The 17,643-nt window shown below is 41.3% G+C and carries 9 protein-coding genes, 1 pseudogene and 1 other annotated feature; of the genes and pseudogenes, 1 reads left to right on the top strand and 9 read right to left on the bottom strand.

What is annotated here, in order from left to right; genetic code table 11:
- Positions 1-226: 226 nt before the first annotated feature.
- The 7 genes from gloA to STYK_RS04665 form a co-directional block, all read right to left on the bottom strand.
- Positions 227-607, bottom strand: a complete 381-nt coding sequence (gene gloA, locus STYK_RS04695) for a lactoylglutathione lyase (protein ID WP_000157153.1) — start codon at positions 605-607, stop codon at positions 227-229.
- A gap of 58 nt (positions 608-665) precedes the next feature.
- Positions 666-1,025 carry a 50S ribosomal protein L20 gene (rplT, locus tag STYK_RS04690; protein ID WP_000124834.1) on the bottom strand — a complete coding sequence of 120 codons (360 nt, stop codon included), beginning with the start codon at positions 1,023-1,025 and terminating at the stop codon, positions 666-668.
- A gap of 51 nt (positions 1,026-1,076) precedes the next feature.
- Positions 1,077-1,277 carry a 50S ribosomal protein L35 gene (gene rpmI, locus STYK_RS04685; RefSeq protein ID WP_001125943.1) on the bottom strand — a complete coding sequence of 67 codons (201 nt, stop codon included), beginning with the start codon at positions 1,275-1,277 and terminating at the stop codon, positions 1,077-1,079.
- Positions 1,278-1,309: 32 nt separating this feature from the next.
- Entirely contained in the window at positions 1,310-1,840 is a 531-nt protein-coding gene (gene infC / locus STYK_RS04680; RefSeq protein WP_000848180.1) for a translation initiation factor IF-3, read from the bottom strand.
- A 15-nt stretch (positions 1,841-1,855) separates the two neighbouring features.
- Positions 1,856-1,987: a sequence feature (ribosomal protein L20 leader region), on the bottom strand.
- A gap of 72 nt (positions 1,988-2,059) precedes the next feature.
- On the bottom strand, positions 2,060-4,300 hold the full coding sequence (locus STYK_RS04675) for a DNA internalization-related competence protein ComEC/Rec2 (RefSeq protein WP_261805326.1): 2,241 nt from the start codon (positions 4,298-4,300) through the stop codon (positions 2,060-2,062).
- On the bottom strand, positions 4,284-4,934 hold the full coding sequence (locus tag STYK_RS04670) for a helix-hairpin-helix domain-containing protein (protein ID WP_000452009.1): 651 nt from the start codon (positions 4,932-4,934) through the stop codon (positions 4,284-4,286). Before STYK_RS04670 ends, STYK_RS04675 begins: the two co-directional genes overlap by 17 nt.
- Before the next feature lie 66 nt (positions 4,935-5,000).
- Positions 5,001-5,570, bottom strand: coding sequence for a GNAT family N-acetyltransferase (locus STYK_RS04665; protein WP_101799975.1), 570 nt, complete (start codon positions 5,568-5,570; stop codon positions 5,001-5,003).
- 175 nt (positions 5,571-5,745) lie between these two features.
- Here STYK_RS04665 and ald point away from each other — a divergent pair, with 175 nt between their 5' ends.
- Positions 5,746-6,858, top strand: a complete 1,113-nt coding sequence (gene ald, locus STYK_RS04660) for an alanine dehydrogenase (RefSeq protein ID WP_000904686.1) — start codon at positions 5,746-5,748, stop codon at positions 6,856-6,858.
- 188 nt (positions 6,859-7,046) lie between these two features.
- Here the strand turns inward: ald and STYK_RS04655 are convergent, their stop codons facing one another.
- A complete protein-coding gene (locus STYK_RS04655) occupies positions 7,047-8,885 on the bottom strand; it encodes a G5 domain-containing protein (protein WP_261805325.1) in 1,839 nt (612 codons plus the stop codon).
- Positions 8,886-8,960: 75 nt separating this feature from the next.
- Positions 8,961-17,583, bottom strand: a pseudogene (gene padA, locus STYK_RS04650) (LPXTG-anchored isopeptide-forming adhesin PadA).
- Between the last annotated feature and the right edge of the window lie 60 nt (positions 17,584-17,643).

The following is a 17,643-nucleotide window of genomic DNA, read 5'->3' as shown; positions in this document are numbered from 1 at the left end:
AGGGGATCAGACAAAGAAAAGACCTTGCTAGTGCAAGGCCTCAGTTAAAATCGTACAACACAAGAGAGCACACTCAAAAAGTCTCCTCTAGAAAATTGTACTATTCTTTTATCTGACACCTTGTGAGTCTCTCTGGACTCCCCTTAAAGGTTAAATTTTTACTAGTATACTCTTTCAGCTAAAAAAAGTCAAGTAGAAAACGAACATTCTACTTGACCTCACGAGATTATTTTTCACGGATGACTTCGACCTTGTAGCCATCAGGGTCTTTGACAAAGTAATAGTTAGGCGCAGTTCCTGGTAGACCATTTGGCTCAGTAACTTCATAACCTTTGGCACTATGCTCTTGATGAAGCGCCTCAAGATCAGGTGTACTGAGGGCGATATGGGCAAAGCCATCTCCAACCACATAAGGACCATGATCGTAGTTATAAGTCAACTCCAACTCATAGTCATCACCCTCAAGACCTAGATAGACAATCGTGAAGGCATGGTCTGGAAAATCTCTGCGACGCAATTCTTTAAATCCAAAAGCATCTTGATAAAATGCGATTGATTTTTCAAGATTTTCTACGCGCAAGCAAGTGTGTAGCATTTTTGAAGCCATATTTTCCTCCTTTATTTTTAAAAAGACTGGGACAATCCTGTTCCAGTCTTATCTGTTATTATTTACCAAGTTTTGCTTTAGCTGCATCTGCAAGAGCTGTGAAAGCTGCTGCATCGTTAACAGCCAAGTCAGCAAGCATTTTACGGTTAACTTCGATCTCAGCCAATTTCAAACCATGCATCAATTGTGAGTATGAAAGTCCGTTCATACGAGCTGCCGCGTTGATACGAGTGATCCACAATTTGCGGAAGTCACGTTTTTTCTGACGACGGTCACGGTATGCATAGTAGTAAGAGTTCATTACTTGTTCTTTTGCAGTACGGAACAAGATGTGTTTAGCTCCATAGTAACCTTTTGCTAATTTAAGAATACGTTTACGACGTTTACGTGATACAACGCCACCTTTAACACGTGCCATGTTTTATTTCCTCCAAATATTTCCTAGAATTGTTTACTTACAGTCAAGCTATTATTTCAAGCGAGTAAGCATTGCTTTGATACGTTTGTAATCTCCTGAATGCACCATAGATGCTTTACGAAGATGACGACGTTGTTTCTTAGTTTTTCCGTGGAAACGGTGAGAAGTGTAAGCACGGAAACGTTTAAGTCCACCAGAACCTGTACGTTTGAAACGTTTAGCTGATGCGCGGTGTGTTTTTTGTTTTGGCATGATTTTTTCTCCTTTATTTAACTTTCTGACAATTATTTTTTGTCAGTCGCTGGCGCCAATTGCATGAACATTTGACGTCCATCCATTTTAGCACGTTGTTCGATGATGGCAATATCTTGAGTTGCTTCAGCAAACTCGGCTAAAACTTTTGCACCAATCTCTTTATGGGTAATCATACGACCCTTAAAGCGAATAGATACCTTAACTTTATTTCCTTTTTCAAGGAATTTGCGTGCATTGCGAAGTTTTGTATCAAAGTCACCCTTGTCAATAGTTGGACTTAGACGAACTTCTTTTACAGTAACAACACTTTGTTTTTTACGTTGTTCTTTTTGCTTCTTCTGGTACTCAAATTTGAACTTACCGTAGTCCATAATTTTTGCAACAGGCGGTTTGGCTTGGGGTTGAATCAATACTAGGTCAACATTAGCGTTATCAGCCAAAGCTTGCGCTTCACTGAGTGGCTTGATGCCTAGCTGTTCTCCTTCAAGACCAATCAAGCGAACTTCACGTACACGAATCTCATCATTGATGAATAAGTCTTGCTTTGCTATGGTTTTCACCTCTTTTGTTTTATTAGAGAAAAACAATAGCGGACTCGTAAATATACAAGCCCGCACGTTATGATAGCGTTTCTTAGAAACTTTTCATCCGTAGGGCCAGGCAACTTAATGTCACAAGGCGAGAAGCTCTCACTTCTGCTTTTCTCAACTTTTATATGATACCAAGTTTTCTAGCCCTTGTCAAGATAAAAAGTTATTTTTTTGAAAAGTTTCTGCTCATTAACCAACCGTTTCGATTTTCCAACTATCTAACCCCTTAAAGCGTATAGCTCCTTGATGGTCAGTTCTATAAACTTTGCTATTGATACCTTCCAGTCGTGTCAAGGTTTCCTGATGGGGTAGTTTGGTTCGATTGTTCTTTCCAACTGAGATGAGAGTCATCTCTGGTTTGAGCTGTTCTAAAAAGGCTGAACTTGATAATTTTTTAGATCCATGTTGGCCAACTTTCAAAACATCCACCTCTAGGTCAGGATATTGCTTTAGAAGATCCTTCTCTCCTTTCTCCTCCAAATTTCCTGTGAAAAGAAAGTGCTTATCCAAGAGTTTTCCATACAGAACTAGAGAATCTTCATGACCTCCATCTCCAATTTTCCTTGGAGATAAGACTTCTAACTGACTTCCAAAAATTGGAAGGTTCTCTCCTGTTGTCACACTGCGCACCTTGGTTTGAGTTGCCTGTAGTTCTGCTACAAATTCCTTCTGTTTCAAACTGCCTTTGGACACTAAAATTTCGCCTACATGGAAAGCCTTGGTCATCTCCAACAAATCTCCAACATGCTCCTTATCTGTATTGGTCAAAATTAGCTGGTCAATCTTGGCTACTCCTCGACTTTTGAGATAGGGAATCAAGGTTCGCTGTGCATTGCTGGTCGTCGCCTTTTCTTGCCATTTTTCGATTTTCTTATCAGATTCTGCCTTGCCACCTACATCTATGAGAATGGTCTTCCCAGTTACATCCCTTAGGAAAATACTTTCCCCTTGCCCAACATCCAGCATGGTAATTTCATTTTCCAGTGGATGCTTGGTCAGGAGAAAGAGACTTGTAATCAATAAGCTCAATACCGTTAGTCTTTTAATGTTTTTCCTCAAATCATAGACCAAAGCCAGGGAAATTAATAATAAGATTAAAAGCCATGCATTGGGTTGTCCAAAGACTAGAGGTCTACTCGCCACCTGTGACACCAAGCGAATCATCCCTTCCAACCATTCAAAAATAAAATTTAGCTGAATGACTGGATAGAGAAAGGAAAAGACAAATAAGATAGACAAGAGCGGTAAGAAGACCAAGTCAAAAAGAAAGGAAAAGACAAAGGTCAAAAGGATGGACCAAGGCTGAAATTCCGCGAAATAGAAGGATAAAATAGGCAATATTCCTAAGGAGATGACTAAACTTTCTCTGGCAACAGCCTTGAGTCCCTCTCCTTCTTTGCTGGTCATGGTCAAGATAAAAGCATAAGCGCAGGACAAGACTCCTCCTGCAGTCAGGAAAAAGTTAGGCATGACAATAAAGAGGACAAGCACCGTCAAGGCAAAATTATCCAAGCCCTTAACACCATGTTGAGCCAGTAGCTTCTGCAAGAGACTGCGAATAACCGATGCTGAAAATCCTGTCAGACCAGCATAGAGAAGGGAAAAGGGATAAGTCAGCCACTTCAACTTTTCTTGGGTCAAGCCCAATCGCAAGAGTAGTTTCTTAAATCCATCCATGAAAAAACCTACCTGCATCCCCGATAAGGCAAAGAGGTGGATAATTCCTAAACTAGAATAAAGCTCATTCATCTCCTCAAAATCTGTATCCAGATGCCCTAACAAGAGCCCCGTCATGTAATTGCGCATAGGAACTGGAAAATGTGTCTTAATCCAAACTACAGCCTTTCGACGTAAACTGGACAGGTTTTCACCTATATCCCAACTGCCAACCTTTTGAAGTGACTGGATTTTTTTGATATTGAGAATCTGGTAAATTCCCTGAGTCTTCAGATAGGCTTGGTAGTCAAAGCCACCAAAATTTCTCTGCCCTTCTGGCTCCGAAAGCTTCCCTTCTAGTCCTATCTCATGAAGGTCGGTTAAAGCTTGAAAGGCTTCTTTCTCCTCCTCGGACTGGAGTTTATAATAGACTTGAAAAATGCGTCTATCAGACTTGCCACGAAAGGACAGACTATCACCATTGATCTTAACAGTGTCAGGCAAAATCCGTACCCTTTCAACAGAATCCGCCAAATTTTGACTCGCTCGACTCTGTTGCCAAGTTTGAAACAAAAACCAAAAACCAAAAACTCCACAAAACGCTAGAACTTTACCGGCCGATTTCCAAGGAAATTGGAAAAAGAGACAGACAAGCAAAAAAACAAAACCTAGCAGTGCGAGATAGGACACTCCAAAAATGGCATAGTAAAGCCAGAGCAACAGGAAACTCAGATAGATTAGGGGGATAGGGAAATTCTTAATCCACTGTAACATAGTCTTTTAGCTTTTCTATGGTCTTAGCGCCAATACCAGAAACCTTCTTTAATTCATCAACCGACTTGAACTTGCCATTTGCCTCACGATGGTCGATAATATCCTGGGCTCGTTTGCCACCAAGTCCTTTGACCTGCTTGAGTTCTTCCAGACTGGCCTTGTTGAGATTGACCTTCTTTTCCTTGCTCGTCGAAGAGGCCGTCCCAGAAGCAGTCTGTTGACTAGCTACTTCTTCTCCCTTAGTTGGAACGTAAACCAGAGCTTCATCACTAACTTTCTGAGCTAGATTGAGCGATTTGCTGTCTGCTTGCTCTGTCAAGCCACCCGCCTTTTGAACAGCATCATTGACACGACTACCTACTGGCAAGTCATAAATCCCTGGCGATTTAACAGCACCTTTGACATCTACTGTTATCAGATCTTGTTCAGGAGATTCTTCCTTCTCTTCCTTGTTCACTTCTTTTTCAGACGATGAATCCTTTGAAACAGCTGCGACTTCAGCCTGCAAATTTGTTTCTTTCACAGATGTTTGTGAAGTTGGTTTTAACAGGAAAAATCCGCCTAAGGCTAAACCCAAACCAGCACAGATGACAATGATTTTATACTCTTTGATTTTTTCGATAATGACTTCCATATTTTCTCCTCTCTTAAGTTATTCGTAAGTGAAAGAAAAAAACAGCTGAAAAATCTTTTCAACTGCTTATTTATTTTCAAAATAGTCTTCCTTAGTCAAGACATAATGAACTCTTGTGATCATTCGACCTGGTTCTTTATTATCCATTTTGGCATAGGGTTCTTCGTGGGAAAAACGCATACCTGATTTCTCCATGACCTTTCCTGATGCGGGATTGTCTTTATCGTGAAGAGCGGTCAACTTGTTCATTCCAATCTTCTCAAAAGCCAGCTCAATCACGGAACGATTGGCTTCTGTCGTCAATCCTTGATTCCAATACTTTTGGTTGATAATGTAACCAATAGCTGCCTTCTTAAGAACAGGATCAATCTTGTGCAAGTCAATGGTTCCGATAAACTGACCAGTGCTTTTTAGTTCAATTCCCCACCGTCCCAAGGGATTAGCCAAGTATAACTGAGAGATGTTGTTCTTGGTCTCTTCTAGGCTTTGATTTGTTGGAAAAGTGTAGCGTGTATTTTCTCTGTCTGAGGCATACTCAAACATAGCTTCTGCATCGTCCAAGGTTACAGGTCGGAGCAATAAACGCTCCGTTTCTATAGATGGATACTGGGCAAATTTCACAAATATTGATTCCATACTTTTCCCTCCATTAGAGCTTGATTCTCACTAGTCTAGCATAAATAAATTTGGATGACAAGTTTTTCTTGATTTTTGAAGCGGTTTCATATACAATAAAACCATCACATTTTTGATTTATGGAATGGAATGTGACAACTAAAACAATCTAACAATTGAAAGGTAGGTTATCTCTATGTTAATCGGAATCCCAAAAGAAATTAAAAATAACGAAAACCGTGTTGCCCTCACTCCTGCTGGCGTCCATAGTTTAATCAGTCGTGGACATCGTGTTCTCATCGAAACAAATGCTGGTCTCGGTTCAGGATTTACTGATGCAGACTATCAAAAGCAAGGAGCTGAGATTGTCGCAACTGCTGCTGAAGCCTGGGCTGCCGAGTTGGTCGTGAAAGTAAAAGAACCACTAGCTTCTGAATATGGTTATTTGCGCGACGATCTTCTCCTCTTCACCTACTTGCACATGGCCGCTGCTCCAGAATTAACAGGTGCTATGTTAGCAGCCAAAACAACAGGAATTGCCTATGAAACTGTTCGTGACAATCAAGGACAACTACCACTCCTCGTTCCTATGAGTGAGGTTGCAGGTCGTATGGCTGTTCAAATCGGAGCTCACTTCCTTACTAAGCAAGCTGGTGGTTCTGGTGTCCTACTAGGTGGTGTACCAGGTGTTCCAAAAGGAAAAGTAACCATCATCGGTGGTGGTGTCGTCGGTACACATGCTGCCCGCATCGCCCTTGGTCTTGGTGCTCAAGTGACTATTTTAGATATCAGTGCGAAGCGTCTCTCAGTTCTAGAAGAAGTCTTTGGAAACCAAATCCAAACTCTTATGTCTAATTCATTCAACATCGAAGCAAGTGTGAGAGATGCTGATGTGGTGATTGGTGCAGTTCTCATCCCTGGTGCCAAAGCACCGAAATTGGTGACAGATGAGATGGTCAAACAAATGCGTCCAGGCTCTGTCATTGTTGACGTTGCCGTTGACCAAGGTGGCGTTATCGAGACAGCTGACCGTGTGACAACGCACGATGAACCTGTCTATGAAAAATACGGTGTTCTCCACTATGCCGTTGCCAATATCCCTGGTGCGGTTGCCCGTACTTCTACTATCGCCCTAACCAATGTCACTCTTCCTTATATCGAAGCTCTGGCTGGCAAAGGATTCGCACAAGCAATTGCTGAAGATGAAGGCTTGCGTCAAGGTGTGACCACTTATCAAGGTTACTTGACCAGCCTCCCAGTCGCCCAAGGCCTGGGTAGAGATTTTACTTCTATCAATGAATTGGTTTAAAAATGGTTGACCATTCTTTCAAGCTAGAATAGACTCATACTACTCTACAAACTCCATAACATGATATCGTTTCTAACAACTTATCCATAGTAATTCGTTTTAATTTATAAAGAAAGAACCCAAGAATAAATTCTGGGTTCTTTTTAGTATTTCTGGTACAAAAGATGCTTTTGTACAATTAGAGAGCCTTAGTCCTTCTTACGAACGACAAAGCCGACTAGACCGGCGATAAATAAACCAATCATTGAAAGAAGACTGGTAGAAGCTGTACCTGTGCTTGGTAGAGCTTTCTGATCTTGGCTTACAGTTTCTTCTTTCTTAGTGTTTTCAGCTTGGTTCCCTGTTGTTGCAGTATCTTTCTTATCACCGTTGGTTGTTGTAGAAGCTACTTTCTTAGTTCCAACTTCGACAACTTCGTCTACTGCTGGAGTAGTGATTGTGTTTGATTTCTCAACACGACCTGTTTCAACGCCATCTGTGTAAGTCACTGTATAAACAATGGTGCGAACACCCTTCTTACCAGCTGTCTTCACTTGACGACTTCCTTCTGGAAGGTCTGCGTTCTGCACTTCTTTGACTTGGAAAGCAACTTCTTCTGTCTTGGTCTCTTCCTTAGTCGTTACAACTGGCGCTACTACTTTCTTAGTTCCAACTTCAACAATCTCATCTACTGCTGGAGTGGTGATTGTGTTTGATTTCACTTCGCGACCTGTTTCAACGCCGTCTGTGTATGTCACTGTATAAACAATGGTGCGAACACCCTTCTTACCAGCAGCTTTCACTTGACGACTTCCTTCTGGAAGGTCTGCGTTCTTCACTTCTTTGACTTGGAAAGCAACATCTTCTGTCTTCGTTTCTTCCTTAGTCGTTACAACTGGGGCTACTACTTTCTTAGTTCCAACTTCGACAACTTCGTCTACTGCTGGAGTAGTGATTGTGTTTGATTTCACCTCACGACCTGTCTCTTTTCCGTCTGTGTAAGTGACAGTTTCAACAATCGTACGAACACCTTTCTTACCAGCTGTCTTCACTCGGCGAACACCTTCAGCTAAGAGTGTATTTTCAACCTCACGAGTCTGGAAGGCAACTTCTTCAGTTTTGGTTACTTCCTTAGTCGTTACAACAGCTTTTGAACCGGTATAAGTAATCTTGTTTTTGGCTGCTTTCTTGGTCTTGCGTGAAACTTCTTTACGAGATTTTTCAACACCATCCACTTTTGTCACTTCATAAGTGACTTCATCGATACCTTCTTCACCTTCTTCAACACGCGTTTGACCTTTATCCAGTACTGGGTCTACTCTCGTTTCTTCTTTGAAAGCAACTTTTTCCTCTACAGTCACTGTTTCTTTGGTTTCTACACCTGTTTTCTTAGTTCCAACTTCGATGATTTCTTCTACTGGTTCTTTGGTAACTTTCTCGCTTTTCTTAGTACGAGCTGTTTCTTTACCATCTGTCAGTGTGATATCCCAAGTAATGGTCTTAGTACCTTTAACACCCGCTTGTTTCACATTGCGAGTACCTTCTGCAAGATCAGCATTGTTTTCGGTACGAGATGCATAAGGAATCTCTTCTGTTGTAGTGATTTCTTGATGCTCAACTTTTGGTTCCGCTGGTTGTTCTGTCTTACCAGCCAACAAAGCTTCAACCTTGGCTTTCAACTCATTGTAGCGAGCTTCATATGCCACAAAACCTTTTTGACCTTCTGGACTCTTCATTGCCTTCTTTGCGGTAGGAAGGTAGTTAGTAGCTTCCGCCAAACTATCTTCTAATCCAGTTTTGTTGTCTTCATCATTAGGATTAGCTTTATAGTCAGCGATGAAAGCCTCTACATCATCAAGCATTCTTTTGAATTTAAGCGCAATGTTTCGCTCTGCTCCATCTGGAATTTCTTCATCTTCCGCCGGTGTTTCTTCTGCATGCACTGTTGGAATTTGATATAGATCTGGAGCTACATGATACGTTGCTACTCCAAGAGCGTTTAAAGCAAGTATTGAAATCCCTAACTTTAATAATTTTTTTCTACTCATTCTTTTTCCCTTAATTCATTTAATATATAGTAAGGAAGAGAGGAAATATTTCTACTCTCCTCTTACTATATGATACTAACGTTCAGCTTTACGCTTCCAAACTAGAAGTCCAGCAAGTCCTAGAGCTAGGGCAGCAAGTACTCCAAAGATTGAAGATGCTTCAGAACCTGTATTTGGCAAGTTTTTGCCTGGATCTTTTGGTGGAACATTCCCAACAGGAGTTGGTTTTGTTGGCTCCTCCGGTTTAGGTGGGAACACCATAACTGTATTGGTAGGCTGTGGATTATGGTTAAAGCTTACTTTAGCTTTATTAGGAACACCAGCAGCGAATTGTGTAAAATCTGTTCCTTCTTTGAAGTTAGTGTAAAGTACAAGACGTACGGTACTTCCCTTCAAGGCTTCAAGAACATCCTTGTCGCTGATTTCAAAAGTCACAACATTGCTAGTTTCATCGTAAGTAACAATAGCAATTGCTTCTAAATCTTTACCTACTAATTCACCACGATCATTTGAAGACTTACTCAATTTATCAATAGCTGCTTGAAGCTTGGTTTGAGCTTCTTTTAGTTTCTTGATTTCATTTTCGAGTTTCTCTTGTTGTTGTTTCTTATCAGCTGGTGCCAATTCTGCTTCTTTCTCAGCTGGTGCTTGAAGTTTAGCCAAGTTTTCTTCAGCTGCTTTCAACTCTGCTTCCAAGCTTACAAGATCTTGACTTGGCTCGCTAGTTGCAGGTTTCTTATCTTCTGTTGCAGAAGAATCAGATGTAGCTGGTGTTGTAGTTTCAGCTGTAGCTGGTGTTGTAGTTTCAGCTGGTTTAGCTGGCTGCGCTGCCTTAGCTGCTTCCAACTTCGCTTTCAATTCAGCCACTTTCGCTTCCGCCACTTTCAAATCTTCCTTCTTGTTAGCCTCTGTTGAAGTCTCATCAGTTGACTTACCTGTCAAAGCTTTGAGTTCTTTCTCAGACTGTTCAAGTTGGGCTTGAAGAGTTGCTTTGATCTTGTCAAATTGAGCGTTTTCAACTTTGAGGGCGATGCGGTCAAGGTTCACTTTGAGGACTTGATTGATTTTATCACTGATTGTGAAGTTCGTCAATTCCGTCTTCTTGATGCGACCGTACTCATCTTTCAAGGCATTTCCATTTTCATCCTTAGGATCTGCAGGAACGAGCGTTGAAATGTCGAAGCGGAATGTTTCATCTGCTTCTTTCAATCTGTAACCACCAGTTGGATTTGATCCATCTTCTGGTCCAACAGTCTTAGAAGGTTCATTTGGTTTTGGTTCAGTTGGTTTTTCTGGGTCACGTGGTTTCACCGTTACCGGTTTTGATTCCTTGCTGCCAGATTGACCATTGGCATCCTTGAAGTTAACACTTGCTTTGTTTGGTACCAATTGATCCTTATAAGGAGTCAAATCGCTATTCGCTTTGAGTTTAGCTGGGATGTACAATTGAATCTCTTTGAAGCCTTTTAGTCGAGCGAAATCTTTCACTTTTACAGTGACAGTGTTTCCTTCAACACTTGTTTCAAGAGCTCCATTTGCATCACGACCGTCCACATAGGCTACTGGCGTATCAGGGATTGCCAAAACAGATTCAAGTGTATCTGTTACGGTGAACTCTTTGTACTTATCAATATCTTTTGGTAAAGCTGTATTGACATTGTACATGTAAGGTGCATCGTATTCGACATCCAAGTGGTCCAAGGTACGGTTGATTTTCTTCGTAATTTCTGGTTCTGGTTCTTTTGGAACGATAACCGGAACTTTATTCGAATCTTTGTGTAGCCCTGGTCTATTTGGAATGTTTGCATCATAAGAAGCCGTATTTGGAACAGTGAATCCACGATCTGTTAGATATGGAGTCAAATCAGCTCCCGCTTTAATCTTAGCAGTGAAGCTCAATTCAACTGCTTGACCGCCATTGGCTTTCACTTGTTCTTCTGTAAGGGTCAAGGTAATGGTTTGACCTTCTACCTTGATTTGACTGGCATCAAGAGCTTGACCATTCAAGATTGCACTTGCTGAACCTGCATAATAAAGAACAGACTCAAGTGTATCACTTACACTGAAGGATGATACATCTGTTGGGACACTTGTTTTCACGTTGTATGTGAAAATTTGGTCACGATCAGCAAGCGTTTCCTCAGCCTTAGTATTGACATCTTTCTTGATCTCTGGTTCATCTGGTGTCGGTGGCGTTACTGGGACTTCATTGGAGTCTTTCGTAAAGCCTGGTTTATTTGGAAGATCTACCTTGTAAGTCGCCTTATTCGGAATCCGTATACGACCGTCTTCCTTCACATGTGCAGACAAGTTCGCACCAGCTTTGATCTTGGCGTCGAATGTTAATTCAACGACTTGACCGCCATTGGCTTTCACTTGGTCTTCTGTAAGCGTCAAGGTAATCGTTTGACCTTCTACCTTGATTTGGCTAGCATCAAGAGCTTGACCATTCAATTTAGCACTTGAAGTTCCTGCGAATTCAAGAACGTCCACTAGGGTATCTGTGACTGAGAAGGCTGTCGCATCTTGAGCTACACTTGTTTTCACGTTGTAAGTGAAGACTTGGTCGCGTTTGTCAAGAGTTTCAGATTCTTTGCCGTTCACATCTTTCTTGATCTCTGGTTCTTCTGGTGTTGGTGGCGTTACTGGAACTTCGTTAGAGTCTTTCGTAAAGCCTGGTTTGTTTGGTAGATCTGCCTTGTAAGCTGCCTTGTTAGGAACTTTCACAGTCTTATCTTCTGATAGGTAAGCAGACAAGTTCGCGCCGGCTTTGATCTTCGCGTCGAATGTTAATTCAACTGCTTGACCGCCATTGGCTTTCACTTGTTCTTCTGTAAGAGTCAAGGTAATCGTTTGTCCTTCTACCTTGATTTGACTGGCATCAAGAGCTTGACCATTCAATTTAGCACTTGAAGTTCCTGCGAATTCAAGAACGTCCACTAGGGTATCTGTGACTGAGAAAGCTGTCGCATCTTGCGCTACACTTGTTTTCACGTTGTAAGTGAAGACTTGGTCGCGTTTGTCAAGAGTTTCAGATTCTTTGCCGTTCACATCTTTCTTGATCTCTGGCTCTGCTGGTGTTGGTGGCGTTACTGGAACTTCGTTAGAGTCTTTCGTAAAGCCTGGTTTGTTTGGTAGATCTGCCTTGTAAGCTGCCTTGTTAGGAACTTTCACAGTCTTATCTTCTGATAGGTAAGCAGACAAGTTCGCGCCAGCTTTGATCTTCGCGTCGAATGTTAATTCAACTGCTTGACCGCCATTGGCTTTCACTTGTTCTTCTGTAAGCGTCAAGGTAATGGTTTGACCTTCTACCTTGATTTGGCTAGCATCAAGAGCTTGACCATTCAATTTAGCACTTGAAGTTCCTGCGAATTCAAGAACGTCCACTAGGGTATCTGTGACTGAGAAGGCTGTCGCATCTTGAGCTACACTTGTTTTCACGTTGTAAGTGAAGACTTGGTCGCGTTTGTCAAGAGTTTCAGATTCTTTGCCGTTCACATCTTTCTTGATCTCTGGCTCTGCTGGTGTTGGTGGCGTTACTGGAACTTCGTTAGAGTCTTTCGTAAAGCCTGGTTTGTTTGGTAGATCTGCCTTGTAAGCTGCCTTGTTAGGAACTTTCACAGTCTTATCTTCTGATAGGTAAGCAGACAAGTTCGCACCGGCTTTGATCTTCGCGTCGAATGTTAATTCAACTGCTTGACCACCATTGGCTTTCACTTGTTCCTCTGTAAGCGTCAAGGTAATCGTTTGTCCTTCTACCTTGATTTGACTGGCATCAAGAGCTTGACCATTCAATTTAGCACTTGAAGTTCCTGCGAATTCAAGAACGTCCACTAGGGTATCCGTTACCGCAAAGGCTGTCGCATCTTGCGCTACACTTGTTTTCACATTATAGGTGAAGACTTCATCACGTTTCGCGAGGGTTTCTTCTGCCTTGCCGTTCACATCTTTCTTGATTTCTGGCTCTTCTGGTGTTGGTGGCGTTACTGGGACTTCGTTAGAGTCCTTGTGATATTTCGGATTGTGATCAATATCATAAGAAGCCTTATTCGGAATCTCTGTCTTACCATCTTTATTCACATAAGCTGATAAGTTGGCATTAACTCTAATCTTAGCCTTGAAATTCACTTCAATGGACTTACCTGCATCTGCTTTTACAGAAGCTTCTGTAAAGGCAACTTTGATGACTTGACCAGAAAGTGTCACTGTCGCCTTCGATCCTGCATCCTCACCATCAAGTTTAACAGTGGCTGAAGCATTCTCACCAACAAATTCTAGAACTTCTTTCAACTCGTCTGTCATCTCAAACACAGTTGCGCTGGCAGGCATTGTTGTTTTCAAAGTATAAGTAAACTCTTCATTACGTTTTGCAAGATCATAACGTTCTGCTCCGTTTACTTCCTTCTTAAGCTCTGGAGTAGTGGTTGGTGGTGGTGTAACGGTAACTGGTTTTGATTCTTTCTTAGAATCAGGATTATCATTAATGATGTAGCTAGCAGTATTTGGTACTACCGGCTTGTCTTTTGATTCATTTGGATAAGCTGCTAAGAGTGCATCAAAGGTAATGCCTTCCTTCACCTTAGCCTTAAATGAAACTTGTACAGCTTTACCAGCATATTGTTTCACTTGCTCTTTACCAAATGTGACCGTCAAACGTTGACCTTCTGTTGTTACAGTGAGGTCTTGAACAGCTTGGCCATCAACAGTGACCGTTGCTTCTCCTTCAAATGCCAATTCTTTGACGATATCATCTGAAATGGTGAAGCTATCTGCCACATGTGGAACCGTTGAGTCAATCGTATAAGTAAAGATTTCTGATAACTTACCAAGATCTGCGTGTTCCTGACCATTCACCTTCTTCGTGATTGGTGGTGGTGTAACAGTGACTGGCTTGGTTTCTTTCTCACCTTGTTGGTCATTCTTGTTGGTGTAAGTAATCTTAGCTTTGTTCTCAATAGATGGAACAGTTGAGCCTTTCTTCACTTTGGCATGAATCACGAGCTCTACTTCTTGGTTACCGTAGTCACCCGCATTCGCAAAATCTTTCATCGTTGCAGTCACGGTTTGACCTTGAACTGTTACATCGAAGAATTTCGCTGCCGCTCCCTTGATTTCAGCTTGACCTGGAGTCAAGTTCTCATCCAAGGTATCCGTTACAACGAAGGACTTGTACGTTGTAATATCATTTGGCAATTTCGCTTTGATATTATAAGCAAAGTCGGTTTCCGCACCGATTGTTGCCTCTGTCAGTGTTTCGTTGATTTTCTTATCAACACCTGGTTCTGATGGAGGGGTTACGGTGACAGGTTTCGTTTCTTTTTCTCCGCTATGATCGTTCTTATCTGTGAAGCTGAACTTCGCAGTATTTGGAATGTTGATACGAGTCACTCCATCATTGATCTTAGCCGGAATAATCAATTCCACTTCTTGACCAGCAAGGTCTGTAGCGTTCGCAAACTCCTTCATCGTTGCAGTCACGGTTTGACCCTCAACTGTTACATCGAAGAAGGCTGCAGCTGCTCCTTTGATAACTGGTTTGCTTGAAGTTTCATTGATAACTGACAAATCTCCTTCAAGTGTATCTGTAATCACAAATTTCTTGTAATCTGTAATATCGGTTGGAAGTTTTGTCTTAATGTTGTAGTTATACGCTTGACCTGTCGCGATATCTAAGTGATCAAGAGTTTCATTGATCTTCTTCGTTACAGGAGGTGGCGTTACGGTGACAGGTTTCGATTCAACTTCTTTCTCTACATTATTCTCATTTGTAAAGGAAATAGAAGCCTTGTTTTCAATGGTTGTACCTGTCACACCATTTTTAACTTTTGCAGGAATGACTAGTTCAACAGTTGAGTATTTTGCAAGTTCACCAAACTGACCATCCTTCACCGTTGCCGTAATCTCTTGGCCATTGGTGTGGATATCAAAGAGGGCCGCTGCAGAACCTTTAATACTTACGTCTCCTGCAAGTTCCAAATTAGCATCCAGTGTATCACGAATCACAAATTTCTTGTAATTAGCAACATCACTTGGTACTGCTGTTGTAATGTTGTAGTTGTATGGTTGCCCATCAAACGTTTGGAAGCTATCCAAGTTTTCATTGATTTTCTTATCAATCGTTGGTTCTTTTGGTTTTGGTGGGGTAACCGTTACTTCGTTAGAGGTTTGTTTCACATCGTTCAAGATCACATCCGCTGTATTTGGTACTTTTACTTGACCATCTTTCTTGTATTTAGAAAGATCAGCACCTTTACGGATTTTCGCCTTAAAGGTTAATTCTACATATTGAATGTCTTTCACCTTACGGCGATTCACTTTACGAGTGATTTTTTCAAGATTAGTTTTGTCTAGTGTCAACGAAACGGTTTGACCTGAAACAGTTGTCGCACCTTTCAAATCAGCGTTATCTTTTCCACCGAGTTTTACATTCAAACTATCTGCTTGAACTTCTAACTCTGGAACAACTGTATCTGTCAGCGTAAAGTTGTCCGCAATACCTGGCCATGGAGCAGTCACCTTGTACTCAAAGAGTTCCTCTTCTGCCTTCAAATCTTCATGTTCTTTGTCATTAACCTTCTTCGTAATCTCTGTTACAACTGGAGGTTTCACGTAAACTGGATTTGAACGGCGAATGGTACTTGGTTTGGTATCTGTCTTGGCATGCGCATCTTGGTTTGGTTGATTGTCATCACCATTCCACATGATGTTCCCTTGGTTTAGGAGACCAAATCCATTACTTTCCTGAAGGAGAGCCATGAATTCTTTACTTGATTGATTATTGCGGTATTGTTCTTTCAAACGAACCTTAATGGTCATTTGAGCTTTTTTCAATACCAAGTAATTGTAGTTGGATCCTTTAGCAGGAACATCCGCAACCACGACACTTTGAGGGTTGCCTTCTGAATCATCTTGACTAACTACACGAGTGGTCCATTTTTCTCCATTTGGTCCAGTAGCTGAACTTTCAACCACTTCCAAACGGTAGTCAAGTGGGTCTGTCAACATGACGTTCTTTTCAAATTCGTAGGCTACGTTATTGAAGTTGTAATCAAGAGTATAGGTGAACTCCTCTGCCTTGTCTGACAATTGTGCAGAATAGGCTTTTTTCTTTGTCAAACCAAGCGGGTCATCAATTTCTCCCAAGTCATTACTCTTATCTGCGTCGGTAATTTTCTTAGTGACACTTGGGTAACAGTACTCGAGTTTTTGAACTTCAACTTTTTCATTACGACCACCGATTTTTTGAGTTGAAAATTCACCTGTCTTGAAGACACCCGTCAATTCAGGAACTGTAACTTCTTCGTTTACAGGTTTATAATCAGCTGGCGGATCAACTTCATCCTCTTCATTCGTTTCAGGAGCACGAGCTTCCTTACTCAAATCATAGTCGAAATTGTTATTACCTGGATTGAAGACACTATCGGGTACATAGATTGTGACATTGTCACCTTCTTGATTGATTCGACCACGAATTTGTTTTGATGGATCTGTGACTTTTTCAACAACTGTTTTACCATTGATTCGAACAGCATCAACCTTATATCCAGGTGTAACAGTGAACTCACCCTTGATGTCTTCCTTAATCAACGCAGCTCCAACAGATTCTAGAACTCGACTTGAGAACTTATTGATATCACTTTGTTCATTAACATAGAAAGAAACGTTCTTACCATTAATATTTTTTGCTGGAGAAGCCATCCCCTCTAATGCTTCATGGAAGATATCTTGAACTGAACGGTTGTCACCGATATCAAAGTATTTTGAATAACCTTCTTTATATGTGTCATAATACTGAGCTTTAGAGTTTGCAAAGATTGATACGTCTTCCCAGAAACCTACTACTACAGTTCCTTCGGAACCAACAACATTTTGAAGTCTTGTAGATGCTTCCTTAACCTCTTTCACTCGCCCTAAAACGTTTTGAGATGCTTCAGTTAGCTCATCAAAATTCCAAGCACGTGTAAGAATATTGTTGCGATAGTCGCTGTACTCTAGACGAACCTTACCATCCGGGTCACGTTTCCCGTTGGCAACTCCATCCGTAATCAAAAGGAAGATGGTCTTACGACCGTTAGCCATATTCCCTTTTCTTTGATTATATTGAGCAATGACATCGTCAATAGCTGGTACTGTAGGGGTTCCTCCTGCCACCTTAATATTATCAATGAATTGATGGATATCATTTTGATCTGAAGACAAGTTGCTAGACTTGTATTTGTAATCATAATCAGGTCCCCAACTACCATAAGTATCTTTACGACCTGTAAAATCATTATTGTAGTAATAGTTGTATCCATCTGCACCTTGGAAGGTTGCCATCATAACTCGGTCTGATGTATCCGGGTTATCAGTCTTAACCAAACGTGGATTATTCTCATCATAATTTTCTTCACTGACAAATGTTGTCAATGTTTTTAAGGCATTTTGGACATTAGGAATGGTGTTCTTGAACGATCCACTCGCATCCTGAAGAATAACTAAGTCGACCGGTTTACGTGGAACTGTCCACTTTGTTTTGTCCGATTTCTTTATCTTACGATAACATCCATTCTGGATAATTTCCGTATTATCTCCTACTCGAATTACCTCAGTTTCATCAGCCGCACCACGACCGAAACGTAAACTAGCTAATCCTAATGGCACAGAGAGAAACAGAATCGTAAACAGAATGGAGACCTTTTTTAATGAAATCTCTCATAATTTTCTCTGAAATCCTATTGCGATTTCTTCTTCCTCCTTTTTCCGAAATGAATGTATG

The sequence above is a fragment of the Streptococcus toyakuensis genome (assembly GCF_024346585.1).
Classification (GTDB): domain Bacteria; phylum Bacillota; class Bacilli; order Lactobacillales; family Streptococcaceae; genus Streptococcus; species Streptococcus toyakuensis.
The sequence above is the reverse complement of the archived record's forward strand: the minus strand, read 5'-3'. Positions and strand labels throughout refer to the sequence as shown.

Excerpts from the sequence above, each read along its gene's own strand:
- gloA (WP_000157153.1), bottom strand. The coding sequence starts at position 607 with ATGGCTTCAAAAATGCTACACACTTGCTTGCGCGTAGAAAATCTTGAA.
- rplT (WP_000124834.1), bottom strand. The coding sequence starts at position 1,025 with ATGGCACGTGTTAAAGGTGGCGTTGTATCACGTAAACGTCGTAAACGT.
- rpmI (WP_001125943.1), bottom strand. The coding sequence starts at position 1,277 with ATGCCAAAACAAAAAACACACCGCGCATCAGCTAAACGTTTCAAACGT.
- STYK_RS04675 (WP_261805326.1), bottom strand. The coding sequence starts at position 4,300 with ATGTTACAGTGGATTAAGAATTTCCCTATCCCCCTAATCTATCTGAGT.
- STYK_RS04670 (WP_000452009.1), bottom strand. The coding sequence starts at position 4,934 with ATGGAAGTCATTATCGAAAAAATCAAAGAGTATAAAATCATTGTCATC.
- STYK_RS04665 (WP_101799975.1), bottom strand. The coding sequence starts at position 5,570 with ATGGAATCAATATTTGTGAAATTTGCCCAGTATCCATCTATAGAAACG.
- ald (WP_000904686.1), top strand. The coding sequence starts at position 5,746 with ATGTTAATCGGAATCCCAAAAGAAATTAAAAATAACGAAAACCGTGTT.
- STYK_RS04655 (WP_261805325.1), bottom strand. The coding sequence starts at position 8,885 with ATGAGTAGAAAAAAATTATTAAAGTTAGGGATTTCAATACTTGCTTTA.